The sequence below is a fragment of the Haloterrigena turkmenica DSM 5511 genome (assembly GCF_000025325.1).
GTDB lineage: Archaea > Halobacteriota > Halobacteria > Halobacteriales > Natrialbaceae > Haloterrigena > Haloterrigena turkmenica.
Genome location: NC_013744.1, coordinates 205,231 through 218,642 on the forward strand (window position 1 = coordinate 205,231; position 13,412 = coordinate 218,642).

Annotated in this window: 9 protein-coding genes; 7 read left to right on the plus strand and 2 right to left on the minus strand. The window is 62.4% G+C overall.

The genetic code is table 11. The features are described from left to right. The first annotated feature begins 45 nt into the window (after positions 1-45). A complete protein-coding gene (locus HTUR_RS19440) occupies positions 46-1,686 on the plus strand; it encodes an N-acyl-D-amino-acid deacylase family protein (RefSeq protein WP_012945046.1) in 1,641 nt (546 codons plus the stop codon). Between the two features lie 164 nt (positions 1,687-1,850). Next, positions 1,851-2,888, plus strand: coding sequence for an LLM class flavin-dependent oxidoreductase (locus tag HTUR_RS19445; RefSeq protein ID WP_012945047.1), 1,038 nt, complete (start codon positions 1,851-1,853; stop codon positions 2,886-2,888). 138 nt (positions 2,889-3,026) lie between these two features. On the opposite strand, the gene thrC is transcribed toward HTUR_RS19445, so the two are convergent. After that, positions 3,027-4,286, minus strand: coding sequence for a threonine synthase (thrC, locus tag HTUR_RS19450; protein ID WP_012945048.1), 1,260 nt, complete (start codon positions 4,284-4,286; stop codon positions 3,027-3,029). 508 nt (positions 4,287-4,794) lie between these two features. On the opposite strand from thrC, the gene HTUR_RS19455 reads away from it, so the two are divergent. Next, positions 4,795-6,507 (plus strand): NAD(+)/NADH kinase, encoded by a 1,713-nt coding sequence (locus tag HTUR_RS19455; RefSeq protein ID WP_012945049.1) that lies wholly within the window; start codon positions 4,795-4,797, stop codon positions 6,505-6,507. 79 nt (positions 6,508-6,586) lie between these two features. Here the strand turns inward: HTUR_RS19455 and HTUR_RS19460 are convergent, their stop codons facing one another. After that, the gene (locus tag HTUR_RS19460) at positions 6,587-7,924 is read right to left on the minus strand and encodes a dihydroorotase (protein WP_012945050.1); all 1,338 of its coding nucleotides are present in this window, start codon (positions 7,922-7,924) and stop codon (positions 6,587-6,589) included. A gap of 186 nt (positions 7,925-8,110) precedes the next feature. Between HTUR_RS19460 and HTUR_RS19465 the strand changes: the two genes are divergently transcribed. From HTUR_RS19465 to HTUR_RS19480, 4 genes are all read left to right on the plus strand, one after another. Then, entirely contained in the window at positions 8,111-9,409 is a 1,299-nt protein-coding gene (locus tag HTUR_RS19465) for an amidohydrolase family protein (RefSeq protein ID WP_049941952.1), read from the plus strand. 244 nt (positions 9,410-9,653) lie between these two features. After that, entirely contained in the window at positions 9,654-10,295 is a 642-nt protein-coding gene (rdfA, locus tag HTUR_RS19470) for a rod-determining factor RdfA (protein WP_012945052.1), read from the plus strand. Positions 10,296-10,297: 2 nt separating this feature from the next. Next, a complete protein-coding gene (locus tag HTUR_RS19475) occupies positions 10,298-12,103 on the plus strand; it encodes an archaea-specific SMC-related protein (protein ID WP_012945053.1) in 1,806 nt (601 codons plus the stop codon). 130 nt (positions 12,104-12,233) lie between these two features. After that, entirely contained in the window at positions 12,234-13,349 is a 1,116-nt protein-coding gene (locus tag HTUR_RS19480) for a hypothetical protein (protein ID WP_012945054.1), read from the plus strand. The last annotated feature ends 63 nt before the right edge of the window (positions 13,350-13,412 follow it).

The window sequence follows — 13,412 nt, forward strand, 5'->3', positions numbered from 1 at the left end:
CAAATCACCGAAAGAATCAAACGGCCCATCCACGAGGTTCGAGACATGTCGTCTGTTAGCACGGGGTCCGTAGAGTTTCGAAACGCGCGCGTTCTCGACGGCACCGGCGGGCCGGTCTTTACCGCACACGTTCTGGTCGATGGCGATCGGATCGAACGCGTCGGTGACGAACCGGCCGGCGCCGACAGGGTTATCGATCTCGACGGCGCGTATCTCGCTCCGGGGTTCGTGGATATGCACGCCCATTCGGAATTGCGACTGATGACCAAGCCGGCCGCCGAGGAGAAACTCACGCAGGGAATCACCACCGAAGTCCTCGGACAGGACGGTGTTAGCGTCGCTCCCGTGCCGGATGAACTGAAGACGGAGTGGGAGAAGCGCATCCAGTCGCTGGACGGAACGATCGATCGGCACTGGCCCTGGAACTCCGTCTCCGAGTATCTCGACGAACTCGACGAGGCAGCGCCGGCCGTCAACGCCGCCCACTACGCCCCTCACGGGAACCTTCGGTCTCACATCTCCGGCTTCGAGGACCGAGAACTCGCGACGGCGGAGATCGCTGAGCTGCAAGAGCGGCTCGATCAGGCTATCGATGGCGGCGCGTTCGGGATGTCCACGGGGATGATCTATCCACCGAGTTCCTACGGGCGCGACCCGGAGCTCGAGGCGCTCGCCGAGACGCTCGCGACTCGAGACTCGTTTATGATCTCTCACGTGTGGAACGAGACCGATCACGTCGTCGAATCCATCGACCGTTATCTCGGAATCTGTCGTCGCGGCGGCTGTCACGCGCACGTTTCACACCTGAAAGTCGGCGGCCGACGGAACTGGGGGCGTTCCGCGGACGTCCTCGATCTGTTCGACGACGCGGTCGACGCGGGACAGCGGGTCTCGTTCGATCAGTACCCGTACACGGCGGGATCGACGATGCTCACCGCGTTGTTGCCGCCGTGGGCCCGTCGGAGAGAGACGTCGGACATCCTCGAACGGCTGCGGCGAGCGGACGTCAGAGAGCGCCTCGCCGAGGATATCTCGTCCCCCGGCGATTGGGAGAACTTGGCCCGCGCGGCGGGCACGTGGGACAACATCCTCATCACCCGGACCGCGAGCGGCGACTATCAGGGGAACACGATCGAAGAGATCGCGACCGAACGAAACCTCGACCCGATCGATACGCTGTGTGAACTCCTCGTCGAGGAGAACCTGGACGTGACGATGGCGGACTTCGTCATGGCGGAGGAGGACATCGAACGGTTCCTCGCGGACGACCGGGGAACGTTCTGCACGGACGGCATCTTCGGCGGGAAACCCCATCCGCGAGCCGTCGGGACCTTCGGCCGCATCCTCGAGCGGTACGTCCGCGAGCGCGACGTGCTATCGCCGTCGCTGATGGCGCGCAAGGCCGCCGGTCACCCCGCCGATATCCTCGGATTAGCCGATCGAGGCTACGTGAAGGAGGGGTACGTCGCCGATCTCGTCGCGTTCGACCTCGACGCCGTGTCCGAGAACGCCACCTACGAGGACCCGATCCAGTACACCGACGGCTTCGACTACGTACTCGTCGGCGGAGCGATCGCCGTCGAGGACGGGGCGACGACGGACGTCCGTAACGGCGAGATCCTGCGCTCGACCGACGAGTGGGACGGCCGCTCGCGCCCGTCGCTCGACCGGTCGTCCGACGAGTAGCGACGCGCGGTCTTCGCCGGGCGACGCTACCGGTACAGTACCGTCCCGGGCGGTCCCATCGACGACTCGGTCCGGACCGATCCGCGGTCGCGTGGCCACCATTGCCTGTGTTTCTCACCCATACTTATTTATCAAGTGTCGGTTTACTTGCTACCGGACTTCCAATGAGCGATAGCAAACAGGTGTTCGACAGAGGCGACCGTGTTGGCATCTACCTGCAGGACAAACATTCGTTACAGGAGAACCTCGAGCTCGTCCAGTACGCGGAGGAACAGGGAATCGACGAAATCTGGCAGGCGGAGTCTCGACTCGCACGCGACGGCGTCACGCCGCTCGGAGCGTACGCCGCCGTTACGGACAGGATCAAGCTCGGGACCGGCGTGATCAACAACTGGACGCGAAACACCGCGCTCATCGCACAGACGATGAGCACGCTGGAGGAACTCGCCGGCCCGGACCGCATCCAGTGCGGGATCGGCGCCTGGTGGGACCCGCTGGCGGAGAAGGTCGGAATCGACCGGAGCGGCGCCCTCCGCGCGATGCGAGAGTGCGTCGAGGTGACGCAGGACCTGCTGGCCATGGAGAACGTGACCTACGACGGGGAGTTCGTCCAGATGCGCGACGTGGAACTCGACGTCGTCCACGGCGATTCCGGACCTCGGACGGTTCCGGTGTACGTCGGCGGTACCGGGTTCAAAATGCTTGAACTCACGGGACACTTCGCCGACGGCGCTCTGATGAACTATCTCGTCAGTCCCGAGTACAACGAGAAGGCGCTCGACGCGCTCGAGACCGGAGCGGAGCGCGGCGGCCGTTCGCTCGAGGACATCGATCGACCGCAGCTGATCGTCTGTTCGATGGACCGCGACGTCGACCAGGCGCTCGACAACGCGCGCGAACTCATCACGCAGTACCTGGGCCAACAGCCCCACATCATGAAGGCGAGCGGCGTCAGTCAGGACCTCATCGACGACGTCGGCGAGGCGATCGGCGGCTGGCCGGCGGACAAGGACGACATTCAGGAGGGAATGGAACTCATTCCGGACGACGTCGTCCACAAGCTCACGGCCAGCGGAACGCCCGAGCAGTGTCGAGAGAAGGTCCGCGAGTACGCTGACAGCGGCTGTCAGTGCCCGATCCTCTACCCCCTGGGTGACGACCGCGAACTGATGATCGACGAGTTCGCCGACGGCTACCTGTAACATCGCGGCGTTACCCCCTCACGCTTCCGGCGACGCCCCGGGACGACTGTTCGCGGTTGTCGGTTCTGGAGCGGATCTTCGAGGGGTAACGGAGCAAAACGAAGAGAACGATCGGTACGAGGTTCGGCGGCGCGACGATCAGTCGTCGGCTGCGGCGGCCTCGGCGCCGCCGAACAGCGCTTCGACTTCGGAGATGTCCGGTTCGATCCGGTTGACGTCGCCGGTCGCCTTCTTCGCGCTCTCGGTGTCTTTCAGGCCGAAGCCGGTCGAAACGACGACGACGGTTTCGTCTCGCTCGATGATGCCCCGTTTCAGGGCCTCTCGAACGCCGGCGACCGGCGTCGCACCCGCGGGCTCGGCGTAAATTCCTTCCGTGCTGCCCAGGAGCTTCTCCGCCTCGAGAATATCCTCGTCGGAGACCAACACGGTGTCCCCGCCGCTCTGTTCGGGGGCGCGGCAGGCCTTGATCGTGTTTCGCGGTCGGCCGACGGCGATGCTGTCGGCGATCGTCTCCGCGATGTCGTCGATGTCCTCGTGGCCCTGGAACGCGTCGTGGATTGCCGAGGCGCCCTCCGCCTGCACGCCGAGCATCTTCGGATAATCGTCGACGTAGTCGAGGTCGTAGAACTCCTTGAAGCCCTTCCAGGCGCCGGCGATTGTACAGCCGTCCCCCATCGAAAAGACGACCCAGTCGGGAACGTCGCCGCGGACCTTCGACTGCTCCGCGAGCTCGTGGCCGACGGTCCGTTTCCCTTCCACTTGGAAGGGATTGATCGCCGCGTTACGGTTGTACCAGCCGTACTCGTCCGTGACCTCGACGCTCAGATCGTACGCTTCGTCGTACGATCCGTTGACCGCGAGCACGTCCGCGCCGTACACGAGCGGTTGGGCGAGTTTGCCCGCCGGCGCGGCACCGGGCACGAAGATTCGGCAGTCGAGACCGCCGCGTGCCGCGTACCCGGAGAGCGAGGCCGCTGCGTTTCCCGTGGACGCGCACGTGATGATGTCGCGGCCGGCGTGTTTGGCTTTCGTCACCGCGATGGAACTGGCGCGGTCCTTGAAACAGCCGGTCGGATTGCGCCCGTCGTCTTTGACGAGCGTCTCGACGCCGAGAGCCTCGCTCAGGTTCGGCGCGTCGAATAGGTCTGTTCCGCCCTCGTTGAGGGTCACGACCTCCGCGTCGTCGTCGACCGGGAGGAAGGCCTCGTACTTCCACTGACTCCGGATATTCCCGTCGAGGTCGGCGTCGAAGTTGTCGTGGATGACGTCGTAGTCGTACTTGACCTCGAGGATGCCTTTCACGCCCTCGTGTTCGGGGCAGGTGTAAATGATCTGGTCCGGGTCGTACTCCCGCTCACAGATGGTACACTCTAACGTAGTGACATGGTCCATTGCCATACGGTATCACAAGCAAGACTACTACTAAAAAACACCGCACGGTACCCGTAACGGCCTCACTGACGGCGAGCCCCGCTTTCTGAGCCGTACGCGGAGCGATTTCCCTCTCCAAGACGCCACATCGTCTCCAAACTCGTCACACACGTTCTGTCGCGCCTGTGGAATCGGCGGTCGGGGGCGCGCTGATCGTCGCGGCCGACCGCCCTCGTCTCACGTCCGATGTATTTCGATCGGCGGTCGCCACCCCTGCCGGTCGAACAGAGTACGGCTCCCGTCCCGATACGACGCAATCCCGGGACGTACCGCGAGCAGCTCGAGGCGATGAGCGTCGATGGTGTGCACGTCCACCCGCTGACGCCAAACCGCCGGCAAACCCCGCCACAACTGACGTGGCGACAGTGCTTTTATACGGGACTCCCTCGATGGTTCGCTGGACGCTAGCACGTCCCACGTTCGTCGGCGCGATCGCCGGCGCTAGCGCTCGGATAGCTAGCGGTGAATTACAATCATGTACGGAAGACGCTTGGCTACGATAGAGGAGATCATCGCGCTCGTCAGTCCGGATAGCGACGAGGAACTGTCGACGCTCGAGGCTTGGGCGGACAACCACGGGATACCCGTTCACGCGGTCGAGGTCGGCGACGACATCGATTCGGTGTACGCTCCGGAACGCGAGTACCTGGGCGTCACCCTCGGCGGTGACGGGACGTACCTCGAAGGCGTCCGCCAGTTCAGCCCGAAGCAGATCCCGATTCTCGGCATCAACGCGGGGACCCTCGCGTTCCTCGCGAGTATCTCGCCGTGCGATCTGACGGACGCCCTCGACGAAGCCCTCCGGGGGGGTGCGACGGTCGACCGGCGCCAGCAGTTGCACGTGGCCGCCGACAGAGTCAACTGCACCGGCATCAACGACGTCATGATCGAACACGAGCCGCCGGAGGATCCCGTGGACAGGAAGATCACTCGGCTGCAAGTGTTCGCGGACGGCGAGTTCGTCGGCGAGTACGAAGGGAGCGGTCTCGCGGTATCGACGCCGACCGGATCGACCGGCGTCTCGCTGTCCGCCGGCGGCCCCGTTCACTATCCGATGAACAACTCGTCGCTTCAGATCGTCCCGCTGCACACGCATCAGATGGGCGTTCGCCCGCTCATCGTCGACGCCGACACCACCATCAAAGTGGTCGCCGAGGGGCCCGCGAACCTCCTCGTGGACGGCGGACGCGTACAGTCGCGTCTCGAGGAAGACGACGTCGTAACCATCGGCGGAGCCGATACGTCGGCGCTCGTCGTCAACACGAGTTACGACGACGACTTCTTCACGTCCATCTCCGAAAAGCTCGGTTGGAGCGTCCGCGAGGACAGACACGATCGGGGCGATGCTGACCGTCTGGTCGAGACCGAAGACGACGGGGAGGTTGTCCGCCAGGCAAAGCAGGTAGCGGAGGAAGCCGCGAAGGCGGCCGGCGAGGCGCTCAGAGAACTCCACGGACAGACGGAGTCCGTGGAGTACAAGTCCGACAAGTCGGACATCGTCACCGAGGCGGACTACAAAGCGGACAACATCATCACGACCGTCATCGAGAACGAGTTCCCCGACCACGGGATCCGTTCCGAAGAGAGCGACGAGCGAGTCGGGTCGAGCGAGTACACGTGGCTGATCGATCCGCTCGACGGAACGGGGAACTTCGCCCACGGGAACCCGAACTACTCGATCTCCATCGCGCTCGTGGAGGACGAGGAACCCGTGATGGGAGTCGTCTACGCGCCCGAAACGGACGAAATGTTCGCGGCGATCGACGGGGAAGGGGCGACACTCGACGGCCTTCCGATCTCGACGACCGATCGGGCGACTCTCGACGAGTGTATGCTCCTCTCCGGATACGATCCGAACGGGGCATTCCTCTCGCACTGCTACCAGGAGACTCGCGGCGTTCGAAGTCTCGGTTCGGCCGCGCTGAACCTCTGTTTCCTGGCAGCCGGTAGCGCCGACGCGCTGTGGGAGTTCGATACGTATCCATGGGACGTCGCTGCGGGGGTCGTTATCGCCCGCGAGGCCGGCGCCACGCTCACGACCGCGAACGGAGACCGATACGATCCGATCGCCGCCCACGAGGCGCGGAACGAACTCGTCGGGTCGAACGGAGCGGTCCACGAGACGTTGCTCCGTCATCTCGACGAAAAACAGGACTTGCAAGCACCGAAACAGACCAGCGCAGACTGACGTCCCGCCTCACGCTTCCTCGGCTGCGCTACTGACCGATTCCGGATCGTCGGAGTCTACTACCCCACTCTCGGCCGAGCTACGGCCGCGCGAGAAACGTTCCTCGACCGGGCGAGGAGTCGATTTCGTGATCGCGGGCGATAATATCACCGTCCGCGATAACCGTGTCGACGCGCGCGCTCCACTCCCGACCTTCGTATGGCGTCCAGCCGCCGACGTACTGAAGGTCGTCGGCCGAAACCGTGAACTTCTCTTCGCGGACGAGCACGACGTCCGCGTCGGTCCCTTCCCGAAGCGAGCCCTTGCACGGGTAGATGCCGGCCTCGCGCGCCGGCCGCGAGCAGACGAGTTCGCGAAGCCGCGTCCAGGAGAGCCGGTCCTCGTGAACGCCGGCGCTGACAAGGAATTCGAGCATCGTTTCGATGCTCGGCAGCCCGGCGTACGGCTCCCAGATGTTCTCCCAGCCGCGCTCCCGGTCGTCCCGATAGGTAGGGAAGTGCTCGCTGGCGACGAGATCGATCGTCCCGTCCCGGACCGCGTCCCAGAGGCGGTCGACCTCAGCGGGTGATTTGAGACTCGGATTGACTTTCAGGAACGGCCCCTTCTCCTCGACGTCGTCCTTCGAAAACGCGAGGTAATGCGGACAGGTCTCGAGCGTCACCGGAACGTTCGCCCGGGATTTGAAGCGCCCGCCCTCGCGGGCCCCGCTCCCGCTGGAAACGTGGACGACGTGCAGGGGACAGTCGGCGTACTCGGCGAACCATCCCATGCGGTTGATAGCGTCGAGCTCCGCCTCGAGGGGGCGGGAATCCATGTACACGTCGGGCGTGTTCCCGTCGATCGACTCTCGGGCGTGGTCGAGAATACCCTGCGTCTCGCAGTGAACGCGGACTTTCCCGCCGGTGTTTCCGACGTCCTCCATCAGGGACACGATCGCGCCGTCGGAAGCGCGGTACGGCTCGGCCGTGAACGTCTTGAAGTCGCGCGTTCCCTCCGCCATGATTCTCTCGACGTCAACGTCCGGCGCTTCGACGTTCCCCGCGACCAGTCCGAAGTCGACGTGAGCGAGGTCGGCACACGCCTCTCGTTTCTTTCGGAACGCTTCCGGCGTGGTGATCGGGGTCTGCGTCGGGAGTTCGACGACCGTCGTCACCCCGCCGGCCGCGGCGCTCGCCGTCTGTGACGCGAAGTCGATGCCCTCTGGAAACAGTTCCGGATCGTGCAGGTGATTGTGGACGTCTACGACGCCCGGAAGGGCGACCATCCCCGCGGCGTCGATCACGTCGGTTGCGTCCCCGTGTTCGCTCGCAACGTCCGGGCCGACCGCCCGTATCTGGCCGTCGGCGATCGCGATAGCTCCTTCCCGAACGCCGGTCGCGCTGACGATACGCGCGCCCTCGATGAGACGATCCGTCATGAACGAAATCGTGTCACGGACGACCAAAACAGTTGGCGATACCGTATTGTATCTGACATATGGCGTCAGAGTGTCGCCGGTAGCCAACGCGGAGACCGCTTGTGGCACCGATGTGCCGCCGAATGTGGGATCGCGGCGAAGTCACCGGGAGGTACCTTTTTGTGGTACGACAGTATCTCCCATGGTGTGATACTGAACGCAGGTACGCTCATCACGATGAACGATGAGCGAGAGGTCAGAGAGGAGGTTCACGTCGTCGTCGAGGACGGAGAAATCGTCGACATCGCCGACGGCTACGAGTCCGCCGAGGAGACGATCGACGCACGCGACGAGGTCGTTATTCCGGGACTCGTGAACTGTCACACGCACATGTACGCGCTTCCGATCCGCGGAGCACCGCTGACCGCGTCCCCGGAGAGCTTCTACGAAGCGCTGGTCGATATCTGGTGGGAAGTCGACGAAGCGTTCACGACGCGTGACGCTCGGCTGTCCTCGCTCGGCTCGTGTGCCGAAATGGTTCGGGGCGGGGTCACGACGTTCTGTGATAACTATTCCGGGCCGAACACGCTGCCCGGGGCGCTCGACGCCGTCGCCGACGGCGTCTCGCAGACGCCGATCCGCGGTATGATAACGTTCGAAACGACCGCACGGAACTCCGAAGAAGAGGCCATCGAGGGGATCAGCGAGAACCAGCGGTACATTCGGGAGTCGGAAGACGAGTACGACGGCGTCACCGGCCACTACTGTCTCCACACCCTGTTTACGAACACGGAGAGCGTCGTCGACGAGTGCGTCCGGCGCGCAGTCAGCGACGACCGGCCTATCCAGATCCATCTCGAGGAAGGTCTGGTCGACGTCCACGAATCGATCAAGGAGTACGGAGTACGACCCGTCCCCGCGCTCGACTCGATGGGATTCTTCGAGGCGGACGTCATCGCCGCCCACTGCGTCCACTCCACGGAACGCGAACTCGAGATTCTCGCCGAAAACGATGTGAGGGTCGCGCACAACCCGTACTCGAATATCAACAACGCGGTCGGAATCGCCGACGTCGAAACGATGGAAGCGCACGACATGACGATCGGCATCGGGGACGATGGCTGGGACCCCGATATGTTCGAAACGATGCGATCGGCCGTCGGCATTCACAAGTTGAAGGAGAACGATCCGAGCGGCTTCGACGGAGCGAAAGCGCTCGAGTGGGCGACCATCGGAAGCGCGGGCGTCCTCGGAATGGACGATCGGATCGGCAGCATCGAAGTCGGCAAGCGCGGCGACTTCGTCTCGCTCGACCTCGGGCCGAACCCCGTGCTTCCCGAGAGCGCACCGTACTACGTCGTCAGTGCCGCGAGCGGGGCCGACGTGACGCGGACGGTCATCGACGGTGAGATCGCGTATAGCCCGGACCGGGGTGTACGCGGCGTAGACGAAGCGGACATGGAGACCGTCGGCGAAGCGAGCGCCGAACTCTGGGAGCGCCTTTGACTCGAGTTCGACGGCGGATACGCCCTCTCCCGCACTGCCGACGGAACGTTGTGATACGGGTATCGGTTAACGGACTAAGGTTGTTACTCTAATCGGCCGCATCCGTCCTCCCGACTCGCCGTCCTTAACGGGCTAAGTCTGTTAAACACTCTTCCGTATCGCTCCGGACGATCGAACGCGGGATCGGTACGACCCGTGTACGCTTCGTCAAGATTTATTAGCGGTGGATAGGTAAGAACGGATAATGCCAACTGATCCGGGTTGCAAAGTAGATACGGCGGTGGAGCGGTACGGGTTGGGGTCCGCTGATCCGGCGTACGAGTCGATCGACGACGGGCTCCTCGCTCGGTGGACGGGTGCTGATGGTCGGACGCCGATGGGCTATCGATCGCTCGCGGAGTGGTTCAACAAGCGCCTCCTTAAGCAAGTGTACGACGATCACGGTCGCGATTCGCTGGGGGCTCGCGTCGACAGCGATTACGAGGCGCTACGCGGCGACGACGACCTCCTCCGCGAGGAGATGGTCGAGAGCCTGCAGTCGGACGGGATTGACGCCGAACGGGTTCGTGAGAGCATGGTATCGTACGGGACGATGAGAACCCACCTTCGGGACTGTCTCGATGGGGACAAGGACCCGCAAACGGCCGACACTGAGTGGGAACGCGAGAGCATCGAGATGGCTCGCGAGGTCGCCAGGGAGAAGACCCAACGAGCGCTGTCATCCCTGGAAACGAAAGGGCAGATCGACGGGATCGAGTCATCGAACGTCGAGGTACAGATCCAACTCAGCTGTGAATCCTGTCCGACTCGTGTCCCGTTCGAAGTAGCGGTCGAGCGAGGCTACGTCTGCGAACAGCACGATCAAACGCACGCCACTTCCGACTGAGCATGACCTGGAATATCGAAATCGAAAACATCGCTGGGATACTGGACGGGGAGACGACTATCGAGCCCGGATTGAACGCCGTGAGAGGATCGAACTGGCAGGGGAAGTCGAGTTTCATCGAAGCCATCAAGACGGCGCTCGGAACGTCGACGGAACTCACCGAAAACGAGGACAGCGGTCGGGTGCAGCTACGGACGCCCGACCGCGAGATCGCGGTGGAGCTCGTCCGCGAGAACGGATCCGTGCGTCGGAGCGGCACCCCGTATCTCGAAAACGAGTACGACGTCATCAGAGCCGAACTGTTCGCCTGTCTCGACGAACGGAACGTGGTTCGTAGCGCGGTTCGACGGGGAAAGAACCTGGAGGACGTCCTCCTGCGCCCACTCGACTTTCAGAACATAGACGAGCAAATCGCTGATCTGAAACGCGAGCGCGAGCAGATACAGTCGGAGCTTTCACAGGCGAGAGAGGCGAAAAAACGCCTACCCGGCGTACAGGAGCAGGTCACGCAACTCGAGAAGGAGATCAAAGAGTTACGCGAAAAGCGCGATGAAATCGCCGTTAGCGACGCTGACGACGGGACGAGCGACGACGAGGATGACGAGTCGCCACAGCAACAGTTGAGCGAAGTACAGACGGAACGGAGCCAGGCCAAAAATCGGATCGAGCGATTAGAACGGACCATCGAACGAACCGAAGAGCGCCTCGAACAGCGGAGATCCGAGCTGGAGTCGATCGAAATCCCGGCGGACGACGACGTCGAGAGCGAACTCGCGTCCGCCCGGGAGCAACTCCAACAGCTCAAACGAGACTCCGAGGTATTGCAATCGGTGTATTCGGCGAACGAGATGGTCCTGAAGGAGGGCCGACTGGATCTCCTGACGGAAGTCGAACGCGAGTTAACTGCGGACACCGTGGTCTGTTGGACCTGCGGGAACGAGGCACAGCGTGAGGAAATGGAGGAACGGCTCAATCATCTGGGCGACAAGATCACCGAGCTGCGGGCCCGGACCGAGCAGTACCACGAGAAGGTCAAGGAACTCGAAACGCGGCGCGAAGAGATCGATCAGACGAAGCGTCGAAAACGGGATCTGGAACGCGAAATAACGGAACTGGAGGAGACGCTCGCCGATCGCCGTCAGAGCCTCGAAGAGGCGGAGAAACGATATCGAAACGCGCAGGAACATGCCGAAGAACTCTCCGATGCCGTCGACGAGACCGTCGAAGCGATCTCCGACGTCGAGAGCAAGATCAAGTACCGGGAAGCCGAACTCAAGGACACCAGAGACGAGTTGTCGCAACTCGAGACGCGGGCCGATCAGGTCGAGATGCTCGAATCCGAGAGCGAGGAGATCCGAACCGAGATCGAAGAACTCCGAAACCGGAAGGATCGGATCAAACGACGCGCTCGAGAGGCGTTTGACGAGGCGATGGACGAGATTCTCTCTCGGTTCGGGACGGGGTTCGAGACCGCCCGTCTCACCGCCGACTTCGATCTCGTCGTCGCCCGTGACGGTCGAGAAGCCAGCTTAGACGCGCTCAGTGAGGGGGAACTCGAACTGATCGGGTTCGTGGCGGCGCTCGCGGGCTACGAATCGTTCGACGTCGACGAGACGGTGCCGCTCCTGCTCGTCGACGGTGTCGGCGGACTAGCGGACGATAACCTGCACACCCTCATCGACTACCTCCACGAGCGGACGAATTATCTCGTGTTCACTGCCTATCCGGAGTACACGTCGTTCGAGGGTCGCGAGATCGACCCCAGTAACTGGTCCGTTGCGACGAACAGACAGGTTCGCACCGACTGAGTGCGTGTTCGTTCTCCGCTTGATTCCCCCTATTGCCTCTCAACGTACCCGATACTGTGATATCGCGGATAATTAGGAAATTATTGCCGGTAGGTGAACGCAATAGTGGTGGTGTGTTGAGGATTACCGTATGGTAGTTAGTGACGCATTTGGGGAGCTAACTGAGCTACTCGAACATCTAGAGACGGACGAAGCCGAGGTCAAGAACATCGAAATCGACGAGGAGACGATCGGCGAACGGGACGAAATAACCGCGAGACTGACCGTTGGGGTACCGGTCCTCGCCGGCGTCGAGTTACGCGACGGCGTTTCGATTCGGGCGGAGAATTTCGACCTCGAGGACCAGTACATGGATATCGAGCTCGTGGTGTCAGTATCCGTCGAGGAAGCACGGAATGGCTACGGCTCCTCACCGACCGACGTCGGCACGTCCTCGGAGTTAACCGGATCGAGTACCGTTCCGGCGTACAAAGACCCGGACGCACTACGCGCCGTTTACGAGGAGTACGACACCTTCCCGGAGATGACCGAAGCACTAGGCGCCGACGTCACCTCGGAGACGGTCCGTCGATACATGGTCGAATACGATATCCACGACCCGAACGACACCAGACAAATACACAAACATACTTCCCCCGATCAGAACGAACGCGATCTATCGGGTGGAGACTCGGCCGGGGAAGAGGAATCAAGTGAATCGAACGGGACTCCGTTAGAGACAGTCGGGGACGAGAGCACCGTTACATTCGATGCTGATCCGTCGAAAGACTCGACTGAGGCCGGAATTTCGGTAACGGCGACGAGCGAACGATCACCGACGATCGAAACTGACGAGTCGGATACTCCACCCGTCACCGGCGAGGACGATTATGTCGAAAACGGTCACGGAGATGCTTCCGAAAACGGCGACGGCGAGGCGGCCACAACCGACATTGGCGATACGTCCGTTGCCGAACTCCTCACCGAGTCGACCAGCGAAGACGGTGACAACTCGCTCATCGCAGACGGATTCGGGATTCCCAAGGATTTGACCGTCGATGAACTCACGACGATCGTCAATGAGTCGACCACTATCTACGAGGTCAAAACCCGACTAGACGTCAACCAGAATCACGCCCGTCGACTCCTCAAAGAAACTGCCCTGATCGATCTCGTTACGCAGCGTATCGGCGCCGAGCAGATCAGCGTCACTCCGAGGGAGGTACGGAGACGAATCGACTCCAGTAGCTCGGCAACTCCGAACTGAGCGTCGTAGTGCCCGACGGACGCGGCCGAGAGCCGAATAGTCGCTTCTGTCCCGCTTTGATTG